Origin of the sequence: Micromonospora rosaria (genome assembly GCF_001567585.1) — a bacterium.
GTDB lineage: Bacteria > Actinomycetota > Actinomycetes > Mycobacteriales > Micromonosporaceae > Micromonospora > Micromonospora rosaria.
Map to the genome: position 1 here is coordinate 32890 of NZ_LRQV01000023.1, position 24745 is coordinate 57634.

Sequence of the window (24745 nt, forward strand, 5' to 3'; positions counted from 1 at the left end):
CGCGGGGGCCGGCGGTCAGCGGGACGGGGAGGGGATTCCGGCGTGGTCCCCGTCGCCGCCCCGGTCGGCGGCGAAGCCCCGCACGTCCGGTGCGCCGAGCCGGGCCGCGTCGGCGGTGGCGTCGTCCGGCATCGTCTGCGACTGCCGCTCCGCCTCCACCCGGGCCCGGTAGTGGGCCACCTCGCGGGCCCGGGTCGCCGCGTCCCAGCCCAGCACCGCACCCATCAGCTCGGCGGCGTGCTCGGCCGACTCCAGGCCGCGGTGCGTGGTCTCGAAGGAGATCCGGGTACGCCGGGTCAGCACGTCCTCCAGGTGCAGCGCCCCCTCGGCGCGGGCCGCGTACGTCACCTCGGCGGCGAGGTACTCCGGGGCGCCGGCCAGCGGGGAGGCCAGCAGCGGATCGGCCTCCACCAGGGCGAGCAGTTCCAGGGTGAGGGTGCCGTACCGCTCCAGCAGGTGCTCCAGCACCCCGACCGGTACGCCGTGCCGGCGGGCCAGGTCGGCCCGGTCCCGCCACATCGCCGCGTACCCGTCCGCGCCGAGCAGCGGCAGGTCGGCGGTGCGCGACGGGCGTACCCCGCCGAGGCGGCGGGCGGCCCGGTCCACCACGTCGGCGGCCATCACCCGGTACGTCGTGTACTTGCCCCCGGCGACCAGCAGCAGCCCGAGCATCGGCTCGAAGACGGCGTGCTCGCGGGACAGTTTGGAGGTGGAGTCCGCCTCGCCGGCCAGCAACGGCCGCAGCCCGGCGTAGACGCCCTCGATGTCGTCCGTGGTCAGCGGCCGTTCCAGCACCGTGTTGACCTGCTCCAGCAGGTACGCGATGTCCCGGGCGGAGGCGGCCGGGTGGGACCGGTCCAGCCGCCAGTCGGTGTCGGTGGTGCCGATGATCCAGTGCCCGCCCCACGGGATGACGAAGAGCACCGAGGTCGGCGTGCGCAGGATCAGCCCCGCCTCGCCGGTGATCGCCGAGCGGGGCACCACCAGGTGCACCCCCTTCGACGCCCGTACCCGGATACCGGGGCGCAGCCCCACGTCGTTGAGCATCCGCGACATGTCGTCGCTCCACACGCCGGTGGCGGCGATGACGGTCCGGGCACGTACCTCGAACTCGGCCTCGGGTGAGCCGGCCGGCGCCTCCAGGTCGCGGACCCGGACCCCGGTGACCTCCCGGGCCTGCCGGATCAGCCCGACCGCGCGGGCGCTGGTGACCACGGTGGCGCCCATGCTGGCCGCCGTCCGGGCCAGGGTCACCACCAGCCGGGCGTCGTCGACCTGCCCGTCGTGGTACCGGATCGCGCCGGCCAGCACGTCGGCCCGGAGGCTGGGGAAGACCCGTCGCGCCCCCTCCCGGGTCAGGTGCCGGTGCAGCGGCATCCCCCGGCCGCCGCCGAAGAGCCCGGCGAAGGCGTCGTACGCCGCCACGCCGACACCGTAGTAGGCCCGCCGCCAGGCGCGGGCGGGCAGGCTGCGCGGACCCTGCCCGGCGGGGAGCGGGACCAGGATCGGCACCGGGCGGACCAGGTGCGGCGCGAGCCGGGTGGCGAGCAGTCCGCGCTCGGTCAGCGCCTCGTGCACCAGGTGGAACTCCAACTGTTCCAGGTAGCGCAGGCCGCCGTGGATCAGTTTGCTGGACCGGCTGGAGGTGCCGGCGGCGTGGTCCCGGGCCTCGACCAGGGCGACCTTCAGCCCCCGGGAGGCGGCGTCCAGCGCCGCGCCCGCCCCGGTGACGCCACCGCCGATGACCAGCACGTCGAAGCGCTCGGCCCGGAGGCGGCGCAGGTCGGCGGCGCGGCGCTGCGGGGAGAGTTGACCGGCGAGGGCGCGGGAGACATTGGGGTCACGCACCCGTCCACGGTAACGCTGTGGCCGGCCGGCGGCATGTGCCACCGGACCCGTACTGTCGGGGCATGGCGGCCGGCTCTCCACCTCCCGCAGGCGACCCCGTACCGGGACCACCCGGGCTCACCAGGCCCGCCGAGCCCTCCGCCGGTCCCCCCGGCCCGCCGCCCGGCGTGTCCGGCCCGCCTCCCGGACCTTCCGGGACGGCCGGTTTTCCCGGGCCGCCGACCGGTTCTCCCGGGCCGCCGACCGGATACCCCGGTCACCCCGGTTTTCCCGGCCCGACCGGTTTCCCCGGCCCGCCCGGGTCCTCCGGCCCCCCGCTGTATCCCGGCCCCGGGCCGCAGCGGCCCGGTCCGTGGCCGGTGGTGGCCGCCGCGCTGGTCGGCGTCTGGATCGTCGGGTTCGTGGTGGTCAGTCAGGGCGCCGGGTGGCTCGTCGACCAGGTGCTGCTGGCCACCGGGCTGCACCGGGTGGCCGGGCTCTGGCCGGGCCTCGCCCTGGGCACCCTCGTCCTCCTCGGTACGCCCACCCTGCTGATCGCTCTCCTGCCCCGCTCGGCGGCGGTCCGGACCACCGGGCGGACCTGGCTCGCCGGCCTCCTCGCCCTCGGCGCGTTGCTCCTGCTCCGGGCCCTGCCGCCGGTGCACCACGAGGCGTACCTGGCCGCCCTGGCCGGCACCGCCGCGCTGCTCGCGCTCGTCGCGGGGCGGCTGCTGCGCCGCGCCCGTGCGGCCATCGACCCGGCCGAGGCTCCCGGTACCGGACCCGACGCTACCGCCGGAGCCGACGGGGTGAGCGGACCCGACGGGGTGAGCGGAGCCGACCGGGTGAGCGGACCCGACGGGGTGGGCCGGCCCGAGGGGACGGGCGGCGCGGGGTGGCGGCGTCCGTCGGCGGTCACCCTGCTCGCGGTGGCGGCGGGGCTGCTCCTGCTCGCGCCGTGGGTCTGGGTGGGGGCACTCGGCGGGCTGCTGGAGACGGTGCTCGCCGGGCTGGCCGCCGCCGCTGTCGGCGCACTGGCCGGGGTGCTGCTCGACGCCACGTTCTGGGGCCGGTTCACCGTCGGCGCACCGCCCCGGCCGGCCCGGCTGGTGCTGGTCGGCGGGCTGGTCGCCGGGGTGACGCTGCTGCTGGTCGCCGCCGGCACCGGGCAGAGCGGCAGTCAGCTACCGGCACTGTGGACGCTGCCGCCGGTCGGCTTCGTGCTGGCCGCGCTGCACGCGGCGGCGCTGCGCACCGGCCGGCCCGCCGGCCGGGCCCCGGTGCGCTGGCTGGTCGGGCTCGGCGCGCTCGGGCCGCTGGCTTCGACCGACCCGGAGGAGATCACCCTGCTCCTGGTCGGCTCCCGCGACCTGCCGTTCTGGGTGGCGGTGGCGACCGCTGCCGGGCTCGCCGTCGCGGTGCTGCTCGCCATCGGGTACGGCGTCGGGCTCGGCCGGTCGCGCGGGCCGGTGCCCTCCCGGCGGGTGGCCGGGGTGACCGCGCTCGTCGTGCTGGCCGCCGTGGCGCTGGTCGGCCTCGGCGCGGGGCAACCCGGGCTGCACGGTGAACGGCTCTTCGTGGTGTTGCGCGAGCAGGCGGACCTGACCGGGATCCCGGCCGGCGCGCCCGGCCCCGCCGGGCGGGACGCCCGCGTCGCCGAGGTGCACCGGCGGCTGGTCGCCACCGCCGACCGGAGCCAGGCCGGGCTGCGCCGGGACCTGACCCGGCTGCGGCTGGACCACACCCCGTACTACCTGGTCAACGCGATCGAGACGGACGGCGGGCCGGGGGTGCGCGCCTGGTTGTCCCGCCGGCCCGAGGTGGCGCGGGTACTGGTCAGCCAGCGCCTGCGGCCGTTGCCCGCCCCGCCTCCGGTCAGCCACGGCGACCAGCCCCCGCCCACCGGGCCGGCCTGGAACATCTCGCTGATCGGCGCCGACCGGGTGTGGTCCGAACTCGGCGTGACCGGCTCCGGCGTGGTGGTGGGCACCTCCGACTCCGGGGTGGACGGTGCCCACCCGGCGCTCGCGGGCGGGTTCCGGGGCGGCGCGGACTCCTGGTACGACCCGTGGGAGCAGTCCCGCACGCCCGGCGACCGCAGCGGGCACGGTACCCACACGCTCGGCAGCGCGGTCGGTGGGGGCGGCATCGGGGTGGCCCCGGGTGCCCAGTGGACCGGCTGCGTCAACCTCGACCGGAACCTCGGCAACCCGGCCCGGTACCTGGACTGCCTCCAGTTCATGCTGGCCCCGTTCCCGGTCGGGGGTGACCCGTTCACCGACGGCCGGCCGGCACGCGCCCCGCAGGTGCTGACCAACTCGTGGGGCTGCCCGCCCATCGAGGGCTGCGATCCGGGGGCGCTCCGACCGGCCACCGCGGCCCTGGAGGCGGCCGGCATCTTCGTGGTCGCCGCCGCCGGCAACACCGGCCCGTACTGCGACTCGATCCAGGACCCGCCGGCGACGTACCCGGACGTGCTGACCGTCGGGGCGGTGGACCGGCAACGCCAGGTGACGGACTTCTCCAGCCGGGGGTCGGTGCCACGCGGCGTGGCCAAGCCGGACCTGGTCGCGCCGGGCGCGGGGATCCTCTCCGCGATGCCCGGCGGCGGGTACGCCACCCTGGACGGCACCTCGATGGCCACCCCGCAGGTGGCCGGCGTGGTGGCGCTGATGTGGTCGGCGAACCCCGCCCTGGTCGGTGACCTCGACCGGACCCGGCGGATCCTGCGCGACACGGCCACCCCGGCCCGACCGACCTCCGACACCTGCGGGGGCGACGCCGCCGTCAGCGGCGCCGGTCTGGTCGACGCGTACGCGGCGGTCCGGGCCGCCCAGGGCTGAGCGCCGACGCCCGGGGCTGAGCGTCGACGTGCAGGGCTGCGCCGCGACGCGCGGGACGCCACCGGCAGCCTGGGCCGGACAGGCATGAATGGGACATAGATCCTCATAGCGCCGTTCACCGGCGGTGACCATCGGCGCCCCCTACCGTTTCGGTAGAGGAGGCAGCGATGACCACGGACGACGAACAGACCGAGGATGTCCAGCCTGTCGCCTGGGTACCGGTCGGCGATCTCCCCGGCCCACTGCCGTTCGACCGGCTCGACCCCGGTGACGCCGAGCAACTGGTCGAGATGACCGGTGCCGGGGACTCCCCGGCCGAGGAACCGCTGGAACTGGTGGACGAGCCGATCCGGATCCACCCGCCGTACGGCCGGCCGCAGAAGCGACGCAACCAACGGCCCCTGCCCACCTGAGCCGCCACACCTGAGCCGACCCGGCGGACCCGCACGCGGTGGCCGGGCGGGCCGTGCGGATCGGAGCCGCCGGGCCGGGGCAGACACCGTCGGGGCAGACACCGTCGGGGCAGACAACCGAAAGGGCGGACCGCTGACGCGGCCCGCCCTTTCAGCGTTCGATGGGAACCGGACTCAGAAGTCCATCTCCCCGCCGCCCGGGGCAGCCGGGGCGGCCGGGGCCTTCTCCGGCTTGTCCGCCACGACGGCCTCGGTGGTGAGGAAGAGCGCCGCGATCGACGAGGCGTTCTGCAGCGCCGAGCGGGTCACCTTGGCCGGGTCGATGATGCCCGCGGCCAGCAGGTCGACGTACTCGCCGGTGGCGGCGTTGAGGCCGTGACCGGCCTCCAGGTTACGGACGCGCTCGACGACCACACCGCCCTCCAGGCCGGCGTTGACGGCGATCTGCCGCAGCGGGGCGTCCAGCGCGATCTTGACGATCTGCGCGCCGGTCGCCTCGTCGCCGGCCAGGTCCAGCTTGTCGAAGGCGGTCTTGCCGGCCTGCACCAGCGCGACGCCACCACCCGGGACGATGCCCTCCTCGACGGCGGCCTTCGCGTTGCGGACGGCGTCCTCGATGCGGTGCTTGCGCTCCTTCAGCTCGACCTCGGTGGCCGCGCCGACCTTGATCACCGCAACGCCACCGGCCAGCTTGGCCAGCCGCTCCTGCAGCTTCTCCCGGTCGTAGTCGGAGTCGCTCTTGTCGATCTCGGCCCGGATCTGGTTCACCCGGCCCTGGATCTGCTCGGCGTCGCCGGCACCGTCGACGATGGTGGTCTCGTCCTTGGTCACCACGACCTTGCGGGCGCGGCCCAGCATCTCCAGGCCGACGGCGTCCAGCTTGAGGCCGACCTCCTCGCTGATGACCTGGCCACCGGTGAGGATGGCGATGTCGGTCAGCATGGCCTTGCGGCGGTCACCGAAGCCCGGCGCCTTGACGGCGACCGACTTGAAGGTGCCCCGGACCTTGTTGACCACCAGGGTGGCCAGGGCCTCGCCCTCCAGGTCCTCGGCGATGATCAGCAGCGGCTTGCCCGACTGCATGACCTTCTCCAGGATCGGGAGCAGGTCCTTGACCGAGGAGATCTTGCTGTTCGCGATCAGGATGTACGGGTCGTCGAAGACGGCCTCCATACGCTCCGGGTCGGTCATGAAGTAGGCCGAGATGTAGCCCTTGTCGAAGCGCATACCCTCGGTGAGCTCCAGCTCCAGCCCGAAGGTGTTGCTCTCCTCGACGGTGATGACGCCTTCCTTGCCGACCTTGTCCATCGCCTCGGCGATGATCTCGCCGACGCTGGTGTCACCAGCGGAGATGGAGGCGGTGGAGGCGATCTGCTCCTTGGTCTCGACGTCCTTGGCGAGCTTGGACAGCTCCTCCGAGACGTTCGCGACCGCGGCCTCGATGCCCCGCTTCAGGGCCATCGGGTTCGCGCCAGCGGCCACGTTCCGCAGGCCCTCACGGACCAGGGCCTGGGCCAGGACGGTCGCCGTCGTCGTGCCGTCACCGGCGACGTCGTCGGTCTTCTTCGCGACCTCCTTGACCAGCTCGGCGCCGATCTTCTCGTAGGGGTCCTCGAGCTCGATCTCCTTGGCGATGCTCACACCATCGTTGGTGATGGTGGGGGCGCCCCACTTCTTCTCGAGCACGACGTTGCGGCCCTTGGGGCCGAGGGTCACCTTGACGGCGTCGGCGAGCTGGTTCATGCCCCGCTCGAGACCGCGGCGAGCCTCCTCGTCGAACGCGATAATCTTGGCCATACGGCGTTGTCCTCCTGGACACTCACGGGCCACCCGAGTGTGTGTCCCGGATGGGCCGTCTGGTGTACGCACCTTGGGACGTCGCCGCCACGTGACAGCGACATCCGTCGGCCGGGCCGGATAGCCCGCGACGACCGGTCACGTCCCGTCCACCGTCTCCAACGGCGCACGATCGTGACCCCACCGCCCCGACCATTGGCACTCGCGTACCGCGAGTGCCAATACCTTGTTTAGCACTCTCCCATGCCGAGTGCAAGCACGATGCCGTCGGTCAGCCCAGTTCCGCAGCCAGTCGGGCGCTGTCCACCGGGCCCTCGTGGATCCGCTGTTCCGCGTACGTCACGACGAGGCCGACCAGTTGGGCGAGGTAGCCGGGCAGGCTCAGCACCGACAGCACGGTCACCGCCAGCAGGGCGCCCAGGGCGGTACCCGTCGCGGCCAGCGGCGCGTCGCCGAAGGGCAGCAGCGCCACCGTCTCCAGCACGTCGGCCACCAGTCCGACCCCGATGACGATCACCACAACCAGCGCCAGCCGGCCGAGGAGCAGCCCCAGCCGGTCGTGGAACATCCGGAACGAGCGGCCGATCGGGTTGTGGCGCTCGAAGACGTACACCGGCCCGGCCATGCTCAGCGCGGCGGCGAGGTAGATCCCGGGCAGGATGCAGAAGCAGATCCCGATCATGACCAGCAGGCCGACCAGCAGGCTCCACCCCCAGACCCCGAGGGCCCGCCGCAGGCCGTACCGCATCGCCTCGGCGAGGCTCACCGGTTCGCCGGCCGCCTGCCGGGCGATCACCCAACTACCGCCCGCCCAGCCCACGCCCTGGACCAGCCCGACCAGCACGGTGACGGCGAAGATCGTGGTGACGAAGAGGAACAGCCCGGAGAAGAAGTCCTCCGGGAACGCGGTCGGGTCGCTGTCGATCGGCGGCTCCGCCAACCCGAAGTACGGGCCGAGCACCAGCGACAGCACCGTGACGAGCAGCGCCGGCAGGACCTGGGTGAGCACCATCAGGGGTACCAGCACCTGCCAGCCCCGGCGGAGCGCCCCGACACAGCGCGCCCACCACGCCCCCACGCCCGCCCCCGGCGGGTTGACCAACGGGTCCGCCGGGTTCCAGCCCTCGCCCACCCCCGGCCACGCCTGCCCCGGGTACCCCGGGTACGCCTGCCCCGGGTAGGGCTGGAACGGGTATGGCTGACCTGGGTACGGCTGCCCCGGATAGGGCTGACCCGGGTACGGCTGACCCGGATAGGGTTGACCGCCGGGCGGCTGGCCCGGTGGGTTCCCGCCGTACGGCGGGTAGCCGGCCGCCGGCCCGGCACCGGAGGGCGCACCAGCGGGGTGACCGCCGACGGGCGGAGCACCCTGGCCCGGCGGGAATCCGGGGGTGAGCGGAAGACCCTGGGCGGGTGGCAGACCCTGAGCGGGTGGGAGGCCATGGGCGGCTGGCTGCCCGCCCGGTCCCCAGCCCGGCTGAGCCGTACCCGCCGGATCCGTCCCGGACTGACCGCCCCACGAACCCGGGCCCGCCTGCTCGCCCCCGGCGCCCGTGCCGGGCTGCCCGCCCCACGCGCCCGCGCCGGACTGGCCGCCCCAGGACCCGGCGGCGTACGGGTTGCCCCAGGAGGCCGTACCCCCCGAACCGCTCTCGGCCCCCGGACCACCCTCGGCCCCCGAACCGCTCTCGCCCCTCGGACCGTCCCCGGTCTCCGGACCGTTCCCGGCACCCGGACCGCTTCCCGGTGGAGCCGGTGGAGCCGGTGGAGCCGGTGAGCCTGGCGTGGCCGGCCCGGCGGGCGAACCGTCGGATGGCGGCAGATCCGCCGAGCCCGAGCCGGACTGGTCCGCAGCCTCCTGCTGCCGCTGTGGGTCCGGACCGGGCGCGGCCGGGTCACCGGAGTCGGGTGCGGGTGGGCCCGATGGCGGTCGGTCGGTCATGAGTCCTCCTCAGCGACAACGGCTGGAACGGCTCATGATCCTCCCCGGCGAGCGCCGGACACGCATCCCCCGCAGGGTGACGGATCCCCGTCCACCGCCGACGGAGGGCGTGCCGGCGACGCCGGCGGCGGCACTCAGGCGACGACGCGTACCCGCTCGGCCTGCGGACCCTTCTGCCCTTGGGCGATCTCGAACTCCACCCGCTGGCCGTCGTCCAACGCCTTGTAACCGTCCATCTCGATGGCGGAGAAGTGAACGAAGACGTCCTGACCGCCGTCGACGGCGATGAAGCCGTAGCCCTTCTCGGCGTTGAACCACTTCACGGTGCCCTGTGCCACGGTGCACTTCCTCACTCTGCGCGGCGCTCAACAACCTCGGACGCCGGACACGGCCGAGCGTCCGGACCACCGTTTCCCGGGGCCGATAACGACCGTCGAAATAGGCGACCGAAATCGCACGGTACACGAGGCGTGACGATGGCGCACGACCACAAAACGGGCGCATTGGGTCGATCATCAACCCGAATCGCATCGGCCCACGTCGCTACGGTATGTATGCCGACATGAAGAGCCTCCCGGCCACTGACGGCCCGCGCCGGGCCACCGTCCGCCGGATCCGTCCACCCGACGCGGCCCGGATGCGGGCGTTGCGCCTGGAGATGCTCGCCGACTCGCCGTTGGCCTTTCTGGAGACGCTGGCCGATGCGGCGGCCCGCCCGCACGACGAGTACGCGGCCCGGGTGGCGGCCTGCTCGACCGGCTGGGGCACCGCCCAGTTCGTCGCCACCCCCGCCGACCATCCGGCCGGGCCCACCCCGGCCCGCCGCCCGGACGGACCCGGCCACGGCGGCGTACCGTCCGGTCCCGGCGACCGTCCCCTCCGGCTTCCCGAGCGCCGCCGGCTCGTCGGGCACGCCGGTGGCACGGTACTGCCGGGCGAGCCCGACGTGACGGTGGTCTTCGCCGTCTACGTCACGCCGGCCTGGCGCGGCACCGGCGTGCTCGCCGACCTGATCGAGGGGGTGGCGGCCTGGTCGCGCGAGTGCGGCCGGCCGGAACTGATGCTGGAGGTGGTGGTCGGCAACGACCGGGCGGTGCGGGCCTACCGGCGGCTGGGCTTCACCGACACCGGGGTACGGGTGCCCCACCCGACGATCCCGGCGCTGACCGAGATGCAGTTGCGCCGCACCGCCTGACCACGCCGACGCCGACGCCTCACGCGCCCGCCCAGCCCGGCACCCTCCGGGTGTTAGGAGGGGCCCCTTCCTCTACCGAAAGCGTTAACAAGGGGCCCTTCCTTACACGTCAGGCGGGGCGGCGGCTCTGGACGATGCGGAAGCGGTTGGCGACGTACGCGCCGTCGGTGAGGGCGGCGTTGGCGGCCGGGTTGGCGCCGCTGCCGTGGAAGTCGGAGAAGGCCGCCGACTGGTTGACGAAGACGCCGCCGGTCAGGTTGGCGGACAGGTGCACCCCGACCTCGATCGCGGCGGCCTCGGCGGCGTCCAGCACGGCCTCGTCGGTGGCGTAGACGGCGGCGGTCAGCGCGCCCTTCTCCCCCACCGTGGCCTTCAGGATCTCCAGGCTGTGCGCGGTCGAGTCGGTGGCGATCACGAACGAGATCGGCCCGAACCACTCCTGTGAGTACGTGTCGGTGGCGTCGGCGGGGAGCTTGACGATGGTCGGCGTCCGTACCACCGCGTCGGGGAAGGCGGGGTGCTCGACGGCCCGGGACTCCAGCACCGTCTCGCCGACGCCGGTCACCTCGGCGAGGCGGGCCAGCACCCCGTCGTTGACGATCGCGCCGGTGAACTCGACCCCCCGGGCCGGGTCGGCGGTCAGCTTGCCGACGGCTCCGGCGATGCCGGCGGCCACCTCGTCGAAGCTCTTGTGCCCCTGGTCGGTGGCGATGCCGCCGGCCGGGATGAGGATGTTCTGCGAGGTGGTGCACATCTGCCCGCTGTACAGGCTCAGCGTGAAGCCGAGGTTGCGGCACATCCCGGCGAAGTCGTCGGTGGAGTCGACCACGACCGTGTTCAGCCCGGCCTTCTCGGTGTAGACGGCCGCCTGCCGGGCGTTCGCCTCCAGCCAGTCGCCGTACTCGGTGGAGCCGGTGAAGTCGACGATCTTCACGGCCGGGTGCAGGGCCAGGGTGGAGGCGAGCTTCTCGCCCGGGGCCTCCGGGGCGAGCAGGATCAGGTTGGGGTCGAAGCCGGCCTCGGCGAGGACCTCGCGGGCGTAGCGCACGGTGATGGCCAGCGGCAGCACCGCGCGGGGGTGCGGCTTGACGACCACCGGGTTGCCGGTGACCAGCGAGGCGAAGAGACCGGGGTACGAGTTCCAGGTCGGGAAGGTGTTGCAGCCGACCACCAGGGCCACCCCGCGCGGCACCACGTGGAACGTCTTGGTCATCCGCAGCGGCTCGCCCTTGCCGGCGGCCTTCTCCCAGCCGGCGGTCCCCGGGTGCCGGGTCATTTCGGCGTACCCGTAGGCCAGCGCCTCCAGCGCCCGGTCCAGGGCGTGCGCGCCGCCGGCCTGGAAGGCCATCACGAAGGCCTGGCCGGTGGTGAACTGCACCGCGTTGGCCAGCTCGAAGACGTGCTTGTGCAGCCGGTCGAGGATCTCCAGGCAGACCCCCACCCGGGCCTGCGGGCCGGCGTCGCGCCAGCCGGGCAGCGCGGCCGAGGCGGCGGCGACCAGGGCGTCCGCCCCGGCGTGCGGGTACCGCACCCCGAGCTTCAGGCCGAACGGGCTCGCCTCGGTGGCGACCCGGTCGTCGGTGCCGGGCTGGTCGAGCGGGAAGTCGCCGTCGAGGTACGCCTCGAAGGCCGCCTTCCCGTCGGCGGCGGCGGTCTCGCCGTACACCCGGGGGCTGGGCGACTCGGGGTACGCGGACCAGTAACCACGCTCGGTGATCGCGGCCAGCGCCCGGTTGAGGGTCTCGGCGTGCCGGTCGTACAGGGGGTGCGGGGTCTCCGTCATGCCCGCCATCATGCAACAGATGGTGGCGCTTTCAGTAGAGCCGTGTCACAACTCAGATGGTCTGCTGCCAATCGGCCCAGGCGTCGACGGGGCGGAAGCCCAACCGCTCGTTGACGGCGATCATGTACTCGTTGGCGGCGGCGTTGAAGGTGTCGACGGCGCGGAGCCCGGGTTCGTGCGCGAGCGTGTACCGCAGGTTCTCGACCTTGACGAGGAGCCCGAGCCGGCGGCCCCGGTGCTCCGGGTCCACGATGGTGATCTGCTGGAAGGCGTGCCAGGACGGGGAGACGCCCAGGTCCAGCGTCGTCCAGGCGACCACCCGGCCGCTGTCGACGTGCAGCGCCCCGTGGTGGTACCGCCGCCGGCCCCGGGCGTCCAGCGCCCGCTCGGTGCCCCGGATCCGCTCGGCGTCCACCACCTGCGGCTCCAGGACCAGGTCGCCGAGGGGCGCGTCCATCAGCAGCCGCCCGTCCAGGTACGCGATGTCCGCCAGGTACTCCGGCGGGGTGTGCTGCTGCCAGTGGACGACCCGGTACCCGGTCGCCCGGTCCCGGGCCTCGGCCAGGGCGGCGTCGAGCGCCCCCTGGTCGAGCCGGGTGACGTCGAGCCGACGCCGCACCTCGGGCAGCGCCGCGACCGCCCCCATCGCGGTGGCGAAGGCGGTTCCGGCCTCCGGCCGGGGCGCCCCACCCGGCAACGTGCTGACGACCGAGGACAACGACCACTTGCGGCCCCGCTCGCGCAGCAGCCGCACGGCGTACTCGTGCAGCGCCCGCCCGACGCCGCGCCGCCGGTACGCCGGATGGACCATCAGGTCCAGGCCGGAACCGTCGGTGTTGTCGATCAGGTACAGGTCGAGGGCGAGGTACCCGGCGGGGACGCCGTCGAGCCGGGCCAGCGCCCAGATCGGCACTCGAGCCGGCAACGGATGGCGGATGTTCCCGGTGAACCGCTTCGGGCACAGCGGCGGGAAGTCCGGGATGTCCGCCGCCACGGCGGCCACGGCGATCCGGTACGCCTCGTCGATCGCCGCCGGGTCGTCGGCGCGGATCGGGGTGATGGTGATGGCCATGTCCGCGAGCGTGCGCCCGGAAAGAACTTCGGGCCAGCGATTTTCACCGCTGGCCCGAAGGAGGTTGGTCGGGAGGGACGATCGCACAACGCCTCCGGCGTTGGGTCGTAAGAACTTAGAAAGTCTTCGGCGAAACGCCCTCCCGCACGGAGCATCTTGCGCCGTCTGATTCGGGACGTCAAGTCCTCGGCGGCAGGTTTCTCATACAGAGGGCAAAACGCTGGTTACCCGCCGGATCGGCCATATCCTCCGATCGGGTGATTCGCCATCCGGCGTCCGCTGTCCCGAGGCGCCGACCCGGACACCGAGGGCTCAGCCCAGCAGGCCGGCCTCCCGGGCGGCGCGCAGCGAGGGCTTGATCCTGTGGGTCGGGCCGACCTGCTCGGCGACCGCGTCGATGGTCTTCAGCCCCTCACCGGTGTTGAACACGACCGTCTCGGCGGCCGGGTCCAGCCGGCCGGACTCGACGAGCTTGCGCAGCACGGCGACGGTCACCCCACCCGCGGTCTCGGCGAAGATCCCGGTGGTGCGGGCCAGGAGCTGGATGCCGGCCCGGATCTCGTCGTCGTCGACGTACTCCATCCAGCCGCCGGTGCGGCGGACCGCCTCCAGCGCGTACAGGCCGGCGGCCGGGTCGCCAATGTTGAGCGACTTGGCGATGCCGGTCGGCTTGACCGGGGTGATGGTGTCGGTGTCGGCGTGCAGGGCGGTGGCGATCGGGTTGCAGCCGGCCGACTGGGCGCCGAAGACCTTCCAGCCGCCGGCCGGCGCCTCGACCAGGCCGATCTCGACCAGCTCGGTGAACGCCTTGTCGACCTTCGTGAGCAGCTCGCCGCTGGCCATCGGGATGACCACCTGCGCCGGAATCCGCCAGCCGACCTGCTCGGCCACCTCGTACCCGAGGGTCTTGGAGCCCTCGGCGTAGTACGGCCGCACGTTCACGTTGACGAACGCGGTGTCCTCGAACTCGTCGGTCTCCACCAGCTCGCCGCAGAGCCGGTTCACGTCGTCGTACGACCCGTCGATCGCGACCAGCTCGCCGCCGTACACGGCGGTGGTGACGACCTTGCCCGGCTCCAGGTCGCTGGGGATGAAGACGACCGACGGCGTCCCGGCGCGGGCGGCGTGGGCGGCCACCGAGTTCGCCAGGTTGCCGGTGGAGGCGCAGGCGAACCGGGTGTAGCCGAGCGAGCGGGCGGCGGTCAGCGCGACGGAGACCACCCGGTCCTTGAACGAGTGGGTGGGGTTCGCGCTGTCGTCCTTGATCCAGAGCGGCGCGGTGATGCCCAGCTCGGCGGCGAGGTTCCCGGCGGCAACCAGCGGGGTGAAGCCCGGGTCCAGGGTGACCCGGGTGGCCGGGTCCTGCCCGGCGGGCAGCAGGGCGGCGTACCGCCAGATGTTGCGCGGCCCGGCCTCGATCTGCTCCCGGGTGACGGTGGCCAGCGCGGCGAGGTCGTAGTCGACCTCCAGCGGGCCGAAACACTCGTAACAGGCGTGCTGGCCGGCGAGCGGGTAGCGCGCCTGACAGGCCCGACAGACCAGGGCACGGGCGGGGCTGGTGGCGGTGTCGATACCGGCGGGGAGGGTCGACGTCATGTCGAGAGTTCCTCTCATCTTTCCCACATCGCACCCTGCGGCGGGGACGGAATTGGCACCTGCCCGCAGATCGCTCGTCGTCGAGCGTGCGGGTGGTTGCCGGGGCGTCGTCGGGCCGTATCCCTCAGCCCCTCTGGATGAGGTATGCAGTTGTCTCGCCGAGTCTACGGCGCGTCGCCGCGACCGGCACCCGGACTTCCCAGGGTGTGAGCCACGCCGCGTGGAGCGACTTGATCACAAAAACACCGGCAGTGTCAACCTGGCGACTCAACGTGAGACACCGATCTACCCCATTCGATAGCTTCGGATCGGCACAGCGAGCGACGACCACCGCCTCCCGCACCTGAAACAGCCGCCGACCGGGAAGGGCTGGCATGGCGAGCATCGAACAGGTAAAGGCCGCGCTGATCCAGGCCACCGAGCAGGGTGACGTGGTGGTCAACCAGATCCGGGCCAGCCTCGACCAGACCGAGCAGGCCCTGGTACGCCTCCGCGCCGTCGCCGCCGGCAGCGGGCACCCGGCGATCACCGAGGCGATCGGCCGCGCCGAGCAGAGCAAGCAGCGCCTCGTCGAGGCGATGACCCTCATCCAGGGCAGCTCCGAGGCGGCCCGCACCTACATGGGCGTGCTCGGGTGACCGCAGCGCCCACCCCTGGTCACTCGTTGACCCACCGAGCCGGACGGTCGACCAGCACGGCAGGGAGGGAGGCAGCGTGCCCCGCGTGATCGTCCCCGTGGGTTTCAGCCTCGGGCCACAGCACCGGTACGTCCGCCCGCCCGACCCGACGCCGGAGACCTGGGAGGTCCACCTCGGCGGCGACGTGGTGGACCTCACCGAGGCCGAACTCGGCGCGTACGGCTTCGCCTACGTGGACGTACGGGGCCACGCCAAGCTCCAGGTGGACCGGCGGGAACTGGTCCGGAGCCTGACCGCCGCCCCGAACTCGCCACCGGACGCCGAGGCGCTGGTCACCGCCCTGATCCGGCGTGGCCTGCTGCTGGAGTTCGACCCGGACGGGCCGTTGGAGCAGGTGTTCCGGCGGTACCGCCTCTTTCCCACCGCCGAGGGGCTGGGCACCACGCCGGAGGAGCCGGAGTACCACCGGATGGGGCACCACGGGCAGCCCCGGGTGGCGGTGCACAACACGGCGTACGTCATGTGGGCCTTCTCCTTCCTGCACCCGAACCTCTGGGCGGCCTGCGAGTACCTGGCGGCCGAGGACGAGGAGGACGACCCGGCCGACGCCGACCGGGGCAGCGCGCAGGAGATCGCGCAGGAGGTGGCGGCGAACCTGCCGATGATGATCGCCACCCAGTGCGCCTTCCTCGATCCCGTCGTCGAGTTGTGAACCATCGCCACCGGCGAAATCGACGGCAGGCCCAGGAGAACTCCTTTCTCCGCACCTGGCGCTTCGAGGGCCCCAAGGAGTTCCTGGGCAAGCTCGTCGAATTGGCCGGCACAACGGCCGGCGTCTATGCCGCAGCGGTGGTGAACAAGCACGGAGTTCCCCTCGACCCGGCCAAGGTGACGTTCGCGGGCGTCGCATTCGGCTTCACTCTGGGCGCGGTGGCCAAGTCGGCTCTCGCGGCAGCGTTCGACACCGTTCGGGACCGGACCAAAGCCCCGGACGATTCGCCATCGGCAGCAGCGGCGAATGCTCCCGCTCCCCGTTCGCCGGGCGCGACCGGGCCCCGGGCCGTGGGCCGGGCGGAGACCCTGGGCCAGCCGCCGGTCCGACTGGCGGCGGACGTACCCCGGCCGCGCCCCGGCGGGCGACGGTCGACCCGGCGGACCTACGCCGGCCGTCACCGCGCCAGCGGGGGCGTCACCGTGGCCGGTCTGACGGCGGACCTGGAGTCGGTCATCGAGCTGATCGAGCGCAACCACCACCATCTCGTCGGCGTCATCGACCGGCTGACCCGCAACCACGCGACCCTCATGTCGACGCTGGCGGGCGGCAATCCGACGGTGCTGCGCATGGTGGACGGCCGGGTGACCGGGGCCCGGCGGGCGATCGAGGAGGCCTGCACCCTGCTCCGGGGCTCCCGGGACCAGCTACGCGGCTACCTCCGCACGATCTGACGAACGGGTCAGGACTCTCCGCCGCCACCGTTGTCCCGGACGTAGACCCCTCGCCCCTGATGGCCCTCCACCAGCCCCTCGGCACGCAGGACCAGCATGGCCGACCGGATGACTTGGGTCGACACACCGTACTGCTTGCACAGCTCGGAGATGGACGGCAGCTTGTCGCCGGGCTTCAGCTCACCGGACCTGATCTGGTCGCGGACGTCGTTGGCGATGCGCTCGTAGAACGGCGTGACTGACATGGTGGTGCTCCCTCGTCGGCACCACCATCTGACCACTCCCATCTTGAGACATCAAGTTCTTGGGATACCAGGGGTTGCACTAGTGACACTAGGCATCATATGTTGAGCGAGAGGCGGCCCTCGTCGGCAAAACAGGGTGACCTCACCCCGGGTGCCCCCACCCGGGACGTGTCGGGGCGGTGTGCCGGTGTTCAGTCGACCAGCCTGAGCACCGGCCGACACCGCCCCGGCACCCGGCCACAGCGAAGTCGCGACGAGCCACAGGGAGGGAAACATGACACCGGAGACATCGACGGAGAACGCACCGACAACGGGTACGGCGTTGGCAGCGGTGGAGCAGGTGGCTGGGGAGCTGCGGGAGGCGTACCGGGCGGTGGCGGCGACCGGGGCGCTGCTGGAGCGGACCGGCCACGGGTGCGCGCACCCGGCGATCCGGCAGGCCACGCGTTGCGCCGAGGACGCCCTCGACCTGGCCGGCGAGGCCGAACGGATGCTCTCCGACGGGACGCACCGACTGCGCGCCCACGCCGCGCACGAGCCGCTGGCCGGGATCGGCGCGCTGGTCGACGTGCTCGACAGCACCAGGGAGCAGTTCGACGCGGCGGCCGATCGGGTCCGGGCGATGCCCGCCCGGATCGTCGCCGCCGGTCGGCAGCTTGCCGGGGCCGGGCAACCTGAGCAGGTCACCGCCGGCGTGGTCGAGAAGTGGGAGCAGGCGGCGGGTGAGCTGAGCCTGATGACCGCCAGCCTGTCGGCGGCGGCGGGCGCGCTGGCCGCGTACACCAGGGGTGTGTCCGGTGTCGGCACCGCGACCACCTGAGCGGATCGCCCGCGGCGACCTGCACGCCGGCCGGGTCCGCGCGGCGCGCTTCGGCCGCCGGTGGCGCGGCCTCGACCCCGACCAGGTGTACGCGTACCTCGACCTGCTCGCCGACGAGATCGAACGACTCACCCGCGAGGTCGTCACCGCCCGCACCGAGACCAACCGGATCACCCGGGCCCTGCGCTCGTCGGCCACCGCGCACGGGGCCGGGTGCTGGCGCGGGCCGGAGCCGCGACGGCGCGGGGGCAACCGACGGCGGTACTGGTGAGCACGGCGCGGTGGGTCCTGCACCTGCCCGCGGCGGCCACCTCGGCCGAGGGTGTCGACCGGCTGGCCCAGGCGTTGCGGGACTCGCTGCGACACGTGCCGGCGCTCGACTTCGGCGAGCTGACCATCTCTGCGGAGGACGACCAGTCGACCCGGCGGCGGGTCTGGTGTGACGCTCCGCTCGGCGGCGACCGACGATGTGCGCTCCGAACGAACCACCCCGACCGATGTCTGGACCGGTGAACCAGCCCCGGGCTGGCCTGGGGTTTCTATGCTGCCGGCGTGACCTACCCCCCGAACTACGGGATGCCCGGCCCGCCGCCGAAGCCCCGTGGACTCACCAGGACGACCCGAACTTTGATCATCGTGGCTGCCGTGGTGACGCTGCTCTGCTGCGGCGGGGTGGCCGGCGGCGGCTTCTGGATCTTCCGTACCGTCCAGACCAGCACCGCGCCGGCCCGGGACGTGGTCTCGGGGTACCTGGAGGACACCCGGTCGGGTGACTACCCCGCCGCCTACGAGCGGCTCTGCGAGCGGCTGCGCGGCGAGATGACCGAGGAGCAGTTCACCCGGCAGTGGTCGGCCGAGCCGCTGGGCGAGTACCGGATCACCAACACCTCGGTACGTACCGTGAACGGCACCTCCACCGGCGAGGTGACCGTCAGCACCGGGGGCGACAACCGGATCTTCCAGGTGGTGAAGGAGAACGGCACCTGGAAGGTGTGCAGTTGACCGGACGAGTCGGTGGGCGTGGCCCCGCCGGTGGATTTTCTCCTTCAGTGTCCGACCCGACACGCCGAGCGAGATGGGCTCGCGTCCAGGTGTCGGCGGGGGCAGCATGGTCCGCATCGGCGACAGGAAGCCTTCACGTATGCGACGACACGGCGCGCACCGTGGGGAGTGGCCACTGACCGCCGATCACCGGGAGGACCGCAACCCTGGAACCCGCTGGACCGGAAGGGCGCGCTGGTGAGTCGACAGACTTCCCGATTGATGACGGCCGCGAATCTCGGGGCGCTGCTGTCGCCACTCGCGGCTGCGGTGACCGTGGGCGGCATCACCTGGACCACGAAGAACCGCGTGATCAGGGAGGGCGTCATCCGTGTCGGCACCGCCGTCACGGTGCTTGCGCCGTGCCGGCTTCGGATGACGGTCAACCTGCTGAAGCCGAGCGAGCCGGGCGGAGGCGACGAGGGTGCGTACGAGCCGGACGACATCCCACCCGTTCCGCTCCAACCGAGGGTCGCACCCGGCACGTATCGTGCGATCCTGGAAGCGTTCGCTGCGGAGTGCTTCATCGCGATCGGGGACGACTTCACCTGGCGAGAGCCGTGAGGAGGGAGATGATCGTGGATGCCGCGACTGTCATCGGCGCTGTCCTCCGAGCGATGAACGACGACACCGTCGTTCATCCCTACGGCGACGGTCTCCTGGTCGACCTACCCCTGACTTACGGCGACGGCGACGGTGTGCGGGTACTCGTTGAGCCGATGGGCACCGGCTACCGGATCACCGATCGGGCCGCCGCCGCGACCCTCTTGACGATGGCGGGGGTGAACCTCGTCGCCGGCCGGGCGGCCGAGGCGTTCGCTGAGATCATGGCGGGCGGCGGGCTCAACGGCGTCAACGCCGCACCCGGGGAGATCGCGACTTTCGGAGCGGCTGAGGAGTTGGGCAGGCTCATTCTCGATGTCGCCCAGGCATCGCTGCGCACCGATCAACTTCGGTGGCTCGCCCCTCGCCAGGCGGGGATGAGGTTCGTCGACCGGGTCGCAGACCGCGTCACCGTCTGGGCCGGTCGCAGCCGCGAGCTACAGCGGGACGCGCCGATGCCGCTGGCGTCGGGACGCACGCGCCCGGTCACCCTACGTGTCACGAACGACGGCAAGGCGGCATATGTCCAGGCCGTCAGCCTGCGCGACCCGGATCAGGCCGCTGAACACTGCTATCACGTCTTCGGCTTGTCGAAGATCGCGAAAGAGAGCCGGGTCGCGGCGCTGGACGGCTCCGCGCAGGACTGGTCTCCCGCAATCGTCGCTGAACTCCGAACCGTCAGTGACGTCGAGTTCTTCGACGATCCGCTCAGTCTGGAGCGGCAACTCGACAAGGTCGTGCCACCTCCACAGGCCGCGCTTCGGCCGTAACAGGAAGGTCCATCTGCTCAGTGGACAGCTCGGGCGGTCTGGTCGGCCAGGGCCGGCTCCGCGGCGTCGGAGCCGGCCGGCGGTAGCCGGAACTCAGGCAGCCACCGGTCGAGGTTCCTCCACGCTGTCGACCCGGGCCCCGGCGCGGCGCTGCCAGAGCAGGGTGTCCAGCGCCCACCGGCCCGGCCCGAGGACGGCGATCAGGACGAACGACCAGCAGAAGAGGGCAGCCAGTTCGCCGCCGTTGCGCAGCGGCAGCAGCGCCTCGGGCTGGTGCACCACGAAGTACGCGTACGCCATCGAGCCGGACGCGAGCAGCGCGGCGGGGCGGGTGAAGAGACCGACGAGCACCAGCACCCCGCAGGTGAACTGGATCAACGCCGCCCACCAGCCTGGCCACTCACCGATCGGCACCGAGGTGCCGGCGCCCCGGTTGCCGCCGAAGACGCCGAACAGCGACGCGGCGCCGTGGAAGAGGAAGAGCAGACCGACGACCATGCGGAACAGGGACAGCGCCGGTTGGCTTAACCGGTCGGGGTTCATCTGACACCTCCATGACAGGGATGTGACCTGGAGTTGACAGAATGCCTCAACGATTTAATGACCGTCGATGCAATCCCTCTTCGTGGGAACGCTCCCACGGCAGGTTGGGATGGACCTCCGGGGTTAAGAAGGGGCCCCTGCTCTACCGAAAGCGTTAACAGGGGGCCCTTCCTTGCACCTAGCTGGTGATGTCCTTGCGGGTGAAGCGCCAGAAGGCGAGGCCCCAGAAGAGGGTGGCGTAGCTGATCGCCGAGATGGCGCCCCGGACCAGGTCGTCGGTCTGCACCGGGGTGGAGAGCAGCCCCAGCCAGGCGGTGCTGTAGTGGGTCGGCAGGAAGTCGCGTACCACGCCGAGCGCGGTGATCTGGTCCAGGATGCTGGACAGGATCCAGAGCAGCACCGCGCCGCCGACCGCGCCGAGCGCGGCGTCGGTGACCACGGAGAGCAGGAACGCCAGCCCGGCCACCGCCAGCAGGACGACCGCCAGGTACCCGAGCACGCCGAGCAGGCGCAGCACCCCCTCGCCCGGCTCGATCTGGGCGGCGACCGTGCTGCGCAGCGGCGACCAGCCGTAGCGCAGGGTGCCGGCGAGCAGCGCGGTGCCGGCGAGCAGCAGCAGGGCCAGCGCCGAGTAGCTGAGCGCCACCAGCAGCTTGACCGCCAGCAGCCGGGCCCGGGGCACCGGGACCGCCAGCAGGTAGCGCAGGCTCCCCCAGCTCGCCTCGCTGGCCACGGTGTCCCCGCAGAACAGCGCCACCACCACGACCAACAGGAACGACGCCGACACGAAGATCGAGAAGAGGGTGAAGTTCAGCCCGCCGGTGGTGGCCAGGTCGATCAGGCTGCCGAACTCACCCCCGCCGTTCTCCTCCTCGTTGTTCGTCTCGAACTGGAACGCGATCAGGATGATCAACGGCAGCAGGACCATGAACCCCAGCGCGAGCTGGGTCCGCCGCCGTGACGCCTGCCGGCGGAACTCCACCCAGAACGGCAGGGTGGCCGACGGGCGGTAGCCCGCCGCCGCCCCGACCGTACCCGCCGCGGCGGGGCGCGTACCGGCGCTCGACGACGACTCACCCATCACCGGTCTCCGCTTCCCCGAGAGTTCTCGCCGACCAGGGCGAGGAACGCGTCCTCCAGGCGGCGCCTCGGCACCACCCGGTCCACCCCGACCCCGGCCCGGACCAGTTCGGCCACCACCTCGCTGCGGGCGGTGCCGTTGGTGTCCACCACCAGGCCCCCCTCACCGTCGGGCAGCACCCGGACCCCCTCCAGGCGGTCCAGCACCTCCCGGGCGGCGTCCGGGTCGCTCACGTCGAACAGCACGCTCGGCGACTCGCCGACGATCTCCTCGACCGGCCCGGAGGCGACGATCCGCCCCTTGTTCACCACCACCGCGTGGGTGCAGGTCTGCTCCACCTCGGCGAGCAGGTGGCTGGAGACCAGCACCGCCCGCCCGTCGGTGGCGTACCGCTGGAGCACCCGGCGCATCTCGGCGATCTGCGGCGGGTCCAGCCCGTCGGTCGGCTCGTCGAGCACCAGCAGCTCGGGCAGCCCCAGCATGGCCTGGGCGATGGCGAGCCGCTGCCGCATCCCGTGGCTGTACTTGCGGGTCTTGCGGTGCACCGAGTCGCCCAACCCGGCGATCTCCAGCGCCTGGTCGAAGTGCGCGTCCTCCCACGGCCGTCCGGTCGCCCGCCAGTACGCCCTGAGGTTGTCCAGCCCGGACAGGTGCGGCAGGAAGCCCGGCCCCTCCACGAGTGAACCGATCCGGGACAGCACCGGGGAGCCGGGCACCAGCCGGTGCCCGAAGACGTAGATCTCCCCGGCGGTGGGCTGGGTCAGCCCCATCAGCACCCGCAGCGTGGTGGTCTTGCCCGCCCCGTTCGGCCCGAGCAGGCCGACCACCTGCCCGGGGTGCACCTCGAAGTCCACGTTCGACACGGCGACGAAGCCGTCGGCGTACGCCTTGCGCAGGTTGCGGACGGCCAGCGGGGTGCCGGCGTACCCGGGATGGATCGAGCTGTCCTGGCGGCGGTGCCGGCGGCGGACCACGGCGACGACCACGACGAGCCCGACCACGATCGCGGCGAGCAGCCCGGCCAGCACCCAGCGCCACAGGGCGGCCTCGGTCGGGATCGGGGTCGCGGTGACCGTGGGCAGGCTCACCGGCGCGTCGCCGGCCGCCACGGTGTAGACGGTCGGCGCGGTCGGCGTGGTGTACGCCTGGTCGGAGGTGGCGACCACCAGCCGGAGCCGGTGCCCGGCCTCGACCCGGTGCACGATCGCCGGCAGGGTGACGGTGACCGGCTGGGCCGCGTCGACCGTCTCCGGCAGGCCGGTCAGCCGGACCGGGGCGACCAGCCCGCTGGGCAGGGTGGCCCCGCCCTGCGGGTCGACGTCGTAGAGCTTGACGAAGACGACCGCCTCGCCGGTGGCCGACGCCGCCCGGATCCGCACCGTCGGTGACCCGACCACGTCGACGGCCTCGGTCAGCGGCTCGGACTCGAACCGGGCGTGCTGCCCGGGGATGTCCCCGGCCACCCCGCCGAGCAGCGAACTCAGCGAACCGGCGAAGGGCAGCGAGGAGATCGCGGCCGGGTTGCCGCCGGGCGGGTTGGCGACCGGCTGGGGCGGCCCGGCCAGCGCGACCTCGCGCCGGGCGTCCCCGGCCAGCCCGGGGTAGTCGGTGCGGCGGTAGCCGGTCGCCACCAGGCCCCGGTCCATCGCGTCGAACCCGGCGATCCGGGAGAAGGTGAAGTCGTCGCCGGGGGCGGCCCCCTCGCCCGCGACGTAGTGGTCGAGCCACTGCGCGGTCAGGAACTTGACCCGGTCGGAGTCGGAGCGCGGCCCCGATCCGCCGTCGTGCCCGCCGGTGAACCAGGCGACCCGGACCGGGGTGCCGTTCGCGGCGATCCCCCGGGCGTTGGCGTCCGCCTCGGTGAGCGGGAAGAGGGTGTCCGCCGCGCCCTGCACCAGCAGGGTGGGCGCCGCGATCCGGTCCAGCACCCCGGCCGGGCTGGACCGGCGCAGCAGGTCGACGGCGGCCTGGTCGGCCCGGCCGGTGGCGGCGATCCGCAGGTACGCGGCGCAGACGTCGGCGGCGAACCGGCCGCAGGACGGGTCACCGATGGCCCCGGTGGTCGGGGCGCCCGGTGCGGTGCCCGGCCCCTGGCCCGGCGCGGGGCTGGGCGGGCCGGCCGAGGCCGGCGCCCCCTCGGGCTGCTCGGCGGCCGTGTTGCCGGAGAGCCCGGCCGGGCCGGAGCCGGTGTTCCCGCCGCCGCCGAAGAAGATGCCGGCCCAGCCGGACTTGAAGACGCCCCGGGTGGTCTCCCCGCCGGTGCTCTCCGGCAGGAAGGAGCGGGCCAGGTCGTTCCAGGTGATCATGGGGACGATCGCGTCGACCCGCTGGTCCTGGGCGGCGAGCAGGAGCGCCAGGCCGCCGCCGTACGAGCCGCCGACCACGCCGACCCGGGGATCGCCCTCGGCGTCGGTCCGGATCTCCGGCCGGGCGGCCAGCCAGTCCAGCAGCCGCTGGCCGTCGCGGACCTCGTAGTCGGGGTTGTCCAGGTGGATCTGGCCGCCGCTGCGGCCGAAGCCCCGGGCGGTCCAGGCCAGCACGGCGTACCCGCGCCCGGCCAGGTCCTCGGCGTCGGCCCGGACCGACTCCTTGGTGCCGCCGAAGCCGTGCGCGAGCAGCACGGCGGGGACCTTCCGGTCGGCCGAGGCGCCGTCCGGGAGGTAGAACGTGGTGTCCAGGTCGACCGGCTCGTCGCCGTCCGGCCCGGAGCGCACGGTGAGCATCGCGGACTCGGTCCGGAAGCCCGGCCGGTCGGGCCAGACCGCCCAGACCACCAGCCCCGCCAGCAGGGCGACGGCCGCCGACGCGGCGACGGCCCGACGGCCGGTGGGCAGGGCACGGCGGATCCGCGCAGCCGAAAGCGGCGATCTCATTGGGCACACGGTACGGCCCGGATCCTGAGCATTGGCTGAGATCCGCCGTACGTCCGTCCTGATCGGCCGATCGTCAGCCGCAAGAGGTCATCCGCACAACGTCGGTCGGCGTTTCCCCCGCGTGAATTCGGATCACGTGAATTCACGCCTTGGGGTGAATAACCGACCTGATCATGTCATGTCACCTCGACAACAGTACGCAGCGTGTCCGGGGTCA

At 72.9% G+C, this 24745-nt stretch carries 23 protein-coding genes and 1 riboswitch; of the genes, 12 read left to right on the plus strand and 11 right to left on the minus strand.

Going from position 1 to position 24745, the window contains the following annotated elements; all coding sequences use genetic code 11:
• Positions 1-15: 15 nt before the first annotated feature.
• The gene (locus tag AWW66_RS09390; protein WP_067362815.1) at positions 16-1848 is read right to left on the minus strand and encodes a glycerol-3-phosphate dehydrogenase/oxidase; all 1833 of its coding nucleotides are present in this window, start codon (positions 1846-1848) and stop codon (positions 16-18) included.
• A gap of 389 nt (positions 1849-2237) precedes the next feature.
• Between AWW66_RS09390 and AWW66_RS09395 the strand changes: the two genes are divergently transcribed.
• Positions 2238-4670, plus strand: coding sequence for a S8 family serine peptidase (locus AWW66_RS09395; protein ID WP_425413272.1), 2433 nt, complete (start codon positions 2238-2240; stop codon positions 4668-4670).
• A 167-nt stretch (positions 4671-4837) separates the two neighbouring features.
• Positions 4838-5083, plus strand: coding sequence for a hypothetical protein (locus tag AWW66_RS09400; RefSeq protein ID WP_067362818.1), 246 nt, complete (start codon positions 4838-4840; stop codon positions 5081-5083).
• Between the two features lie 174 nt (positions 5084-5257).
• Here the strand turns inward: AWW66_RS09400 and groL are convergent, their stop codons facing one another.
• The 3 genes from groL to AWW66_RS09415 all read right to left on the minus strand — a co-directional run bounded on the left by groL (position 5258) and on the right by AWW66_RS09415 (position 9160).
• The gene (groL, locus tag AWW66_RS09405; RefSeq protein WP_067362820.1) at positions 5258-6880 is read right to left on the minus strand and encodes a chaperonin GroEL; all 1623 of its coding nucleotides are present in this window, start codon (positions 6878-6880) and stop codon (positions 5258-5260) included.
• A 271-nt stretch (positions 6881-7151) separates the two neighbouring features.
• Positions 7152-8012: a hypothetical protein gene (locus AWW66_RS35195; protein ID WP_245648079.1), complete on the minus strand. Its 861-nt coding sequence runs from the start codon at positions 8010-8012 to the stop codon at positions 7152-7154.
• 944 nt (positions 8013-8956) lie between these two features.
• Entirely contained in the window at positions 8957-9160 is a 204-nt protein-coding gene (locus AWW66_RS09415; protein WP_007073263.1) for a cold-shock protein, read from the minus strand.
• A 224-nt stretch (positions 9161-9384) separates the two neighbouring features.
• Here AWW66_RS09415 and AWW66_RS09420 point away from each other — a divergent pair, with 224 nt between their 5' ends.
• On the plus strand, positions 9385-10017 hold the full coding sequence (locus AWW66_RS09420; RefSeq protein WP_067362823.1) for a GNAT family N-acetyltransferase: 633 nt from the start codon (positions 9385-9387) through the stop codon (positions 10015-10017).
• Between the two features lie 109 nt (positions 10018-10126).
• Here the strand turns inward: AWW66_RS09420 and paaN are convergent, their stop codons facing one another.
• The 3 genes from paaN to thrC form a co-directional block, all read right to left on the minus strand.
• Positions 10127-11800 (minus strand): phenylacetic acid degradation protein PaaN, encoded by a 1674-nt coding sequence (gene paaN, locus AWW66_RS09425; RefSeq protein WP_211271893.1) that lies wholly within the window; start codon positions 11798-11800, stop codon positions 10127-10129.
• Positions 11801-11852: 52 nt separating this feature from the next.
• Positions 11853-12872: a GNAT family N-acetyltransferase gene (locus AWW66_RS09430; protein WP_067362828.1), complete on the minus strand. Its 1020-nt coding sequence runs from the start codon at positions 12870-12872 to the stop codon at positions 11853-11855.
• Between the two features lie 312 nt (positions 12873-13184).
• Positions 13185-14468, minus strand: coding sequence for a threonine synthase (gene thrC, locus AWW66_RS09435; RefSeq protein WP_067362830.1), 1284 nt, complete (start codon positions 14466-14468; stop codon positions 13185-13187).
• Between the two features lie 11 nt (positions 14469-14479).
• Positions 14480-14612, minus strand: a riboswitch (SAM riboswitch).
• Between the two features lie 230 nt (positions 14613-14842).
• On the opposite strand from thrC, the gene AWW66_RS09440 reads away from it, so the two are divergent.
• The 3 genes from AWW66_RS09440 to AWW66_RS09450 all read left to right on the plus strand — a co-directional run bounded on the left by AWW66_RS09440 (position 14843) and on the right by AWW66_RS09450 (position 16552).
• Complete coding sequence (locus tag AWW66_RS09440) at positions 14843-15106, plus strand: hypothetical protein (RefSeq protein ID WP_067362833.1); 264 nt, start codon at positions 14843-14845, stop codon at positions 15104-15106.
• A 76-nt stretch (positions 15107-15182) separates the two neighbouring features.
• Entirely contained in the window at positions 15183-15818 is a 636-nt protein-coding gene (locus AWW66_RS09445; protein WP_067362835.1) for a hypothetical protein, read from the plus strand.
• Between the two features lie 482 nt (positions 15819-16300).
• A complete protein-coding gene (locus tag AWW66_RS09450; RefSeq protein WP_067362897.1) occupies positions 16301-16552 on the plus strand; it encodes a hypothetical protein in 252 nt (83 codons plus the stop codon).
• Between the two features lie 8 nt (positions 16553-16560).
• Here AWW66_RS09450 and AWW66_RS09455 read toward each other — a convergent pair whose 3' ends face one another.
• The gene (locus AWW66_RS09455; RefSeq protein ID WP_067362838.1) at positions 16561-16797 is read right to left on the minus strand and encodes a winged helix-turn-helix domain-containing protein; all 237 of its coding nucleotides are present in this window, start codon (positions 16795-16797) and stop codon (positions 16561-16563) included.
• Between the two features lie 274 nt (positions 16798-17071).
• On the opposite strand from AWW66_RS09455, the gene AWW66_RS09460 reads away from it, so the two are divergent.
• From AWW66_RS09460 to AWW66_RS09485, 6 genes are all read left to right on the plus strand, one after another.
• On the plus strand, positions 17072-17617 hold the full coding sequence (locus tag AWW66_RS09460) for a hypothetical protein (RefSeq protein WP_067362841.1): 546 nt from the start codon (positions 17072-17074) through the stop codon (positions 17615-17617).
• Entirely contained in the window at positions 17595-17888 is a 294-nt protein-coding gene (locus tag AWW66_RS09465) for a DivIVA domain-containing protein (RefSeq protein ID WP_245648083.1), read from the plus strand. The genes AWW66_RS09460 and AWW66_RS09465 overlap by 23 nt, the downstream gene beginning before the upstream one ends.
• Positions 17885-18130: a hypothetical protein gene (locus AWW66_RS09470; protein WP_067362843.1), complete on the plus strand. Its 246-nt coding sequence runs from the start codon at positions 17885-17887 to the stop codon at positions 18128-18130. The genes AWW66_RS09465 and AWW66_RS09470 overlap by 4 nt, the downstream gene beginning before the upstream one ends.
• 39 nt (positions 18131-18169) lie before the next feature.
• Positions 18170-18619, plus strand: a complete 450-nt coding sequence (locus AWW66_RS09475) for an Rv0361 family membrane protein (protein ID WP_157527305.1) — start codon at positions 18170-18172, stop codon at positions 18617-18619.
• A 261-nt stretch (positions 18620-18880) separates the two neighbouring features.
• Positions 18881-19222, plus strand: a complete 342-nt coding sequence (locus tag AWW66_RS09480; protein WP_067362845.1) for a hypothetical protein — start codon at positions 18881-18883, stop codon at positions 19220-19222.
• 8 nt (positions 19223-19230) lie between these two features.
• A complete protein-coding gene (locus AWW66_RS09485; protein WP_157527306.1) occupies positions 19231-20031 on the plus strand; it encodes a hypothetical protein in 801 nt (266 codons plus the stop codon).
• A 93-nt stretch (positions 20032-20124) separates the two neighbouring features.
• On the opposite strand, the gene AWW66_RS09490 is transcribed toward AWW66_RS09485, so the two are convergent.
• From AWW66_RS09490 to AWW66_RS09500, 3 genes are all read right to left on the minus strand, one after another.
• Positions 20125-20574, minus strand: coding sequence for a DoxX family protein (locus tag AWW66_RS09490; RefSeq protein WP_067362850.1), 450 nt, complete (start codon positions 20572-20574; stop codon positions 20125-20127).
• Between the two features lie 178 nt (positions 20575-20752).
• Positions 20753-21655 carry an ABC transporter permease gene (locus tag AWW66_RS09495; RefSeq protein WP_067362853.1) on the minus strand — a complete coding sequence of 301 codons (903 nt, stop codon included), beginning with the start codon at positions 21653-21655 and terminating at the stop codon, positions 20753-20755.
• Positions 21655-24528 (minus strand): alpha/beta fold hydrolase, encoded by a 2874-nt coding sequence (locus AWW66_RS09500; RefSeq protein WP_067362860.1) that lies wholly within the window; start codon positions 24526-24528, stop codon positions 21655-21657. The genes AWW66_RS09495 and AWW66_RS09500 overlap by 1 nt, the downstream gene beginning before the upstream one ends.
• Positions 24529-24745: the final 217 nt, after the last annotated feature.

Excerpts from the sequence above, each read along its gene's own strand:
- AWW66_RS09455 (WP_067362838.1), bottom strand. The coding sequence starts at position 16,797 with ATGTCAGTCACGCCGTTCTACGAGCGCATCGCCAACGACGTCCGCGAC.
- AWW66_RS09420 (WP_067362823.1), top strand. The coding sequence starts at position 9,385 with ATGAAGAGCCTCCCGGCCACTGACGGCCCGCGCCGGGCCACCGTCCGC.
- paaN (WP_211271893.1), bottom strand. The coding sequence starts at position 11,800 with ATGACGGAGACCCCGCACCCCCTGTACGACCGGCACGCCGAGACCCTC.
- groL (WP_067362820.1), bottom strand. The coding sequence starts at position 6,880 with ATGGCCAAGATTATCGCGTTCGACGAGGAGGCTCGCCGCGGTCTCGAG.
- thrC (WP_067362830.1), bottom strand. The coding sequence starts at position 14,468 with ATGACGTCGACCCTCCCCGCCGGTATCGACACCGCCACCAGCCCCGCC.
- AWW66_RS09440 (WP_067362833.1), top strand. The coding sequence starts at position 14,843 with ATGGCGAGCATCGAACAGGTAAAGGCCGCGCTGATCCAGGCCACCGAG.
- AWW66_RS09500 (WP_067362860.1), bottom strand. The coding sequence starts at position 24,528 with ATGAGATCGCCGCTTTCGGCTGCGCGGATCCGCCGTGCCCTGCCCACC.
- AWW66_RS09495 (WP_067362853.1), bottom strand. The coding sequence starts at position 21,655 with ATGGGTGAGTCGTCGTCGAGCGCCGGTACGCGCCCCGCCGCGGCGGGT.
- AWW66_RS09480 (WP_067362845.1), top strand. The coding sequence starts at position 18,881 with ATGACGGCCGCGAATCTCGGGGCGCTGCTGTCGCCACTCGCGGCTGCG.
- AWW66_RS09460 (WP_067362841.1), top strand. The coding sequence starts at position 17,072 with ATGACACCGGAGACATCGACGGAGAACGCACCGACAACGGGTACGGCG.
- AWW66_RS09485 (WP_157527306.1), top strand. The coding sequence starts at position 19,231 with ATGATCGTGGATGCCGCGACTGTCATCGGCGCTGTCCTCCGAGCGATG.
- AWW66_RS09400 (WP_067362818.1), top strand. The coding sequence starts at position 4,838 with ATGACCACGGACGACGAACAGACCGAGGATGTCCAGCCTGTCGCCTGG.
- AWW66_RS09490 (WP_067362850.1), bottom strand. The coding sequence starts at position 20,574 with ATGAACCCCGACCGGTTAAGCCAACCGGCGCTGTCCCTGTTCCGCATG.
- AWW66_RS09430 (WP_067362828.1), bottom strand. The coding sequence starts at position 12,872 with ATGGCCATCACCATCACCCCGATCCGCGCCGACGACCCGGCGGCGATC.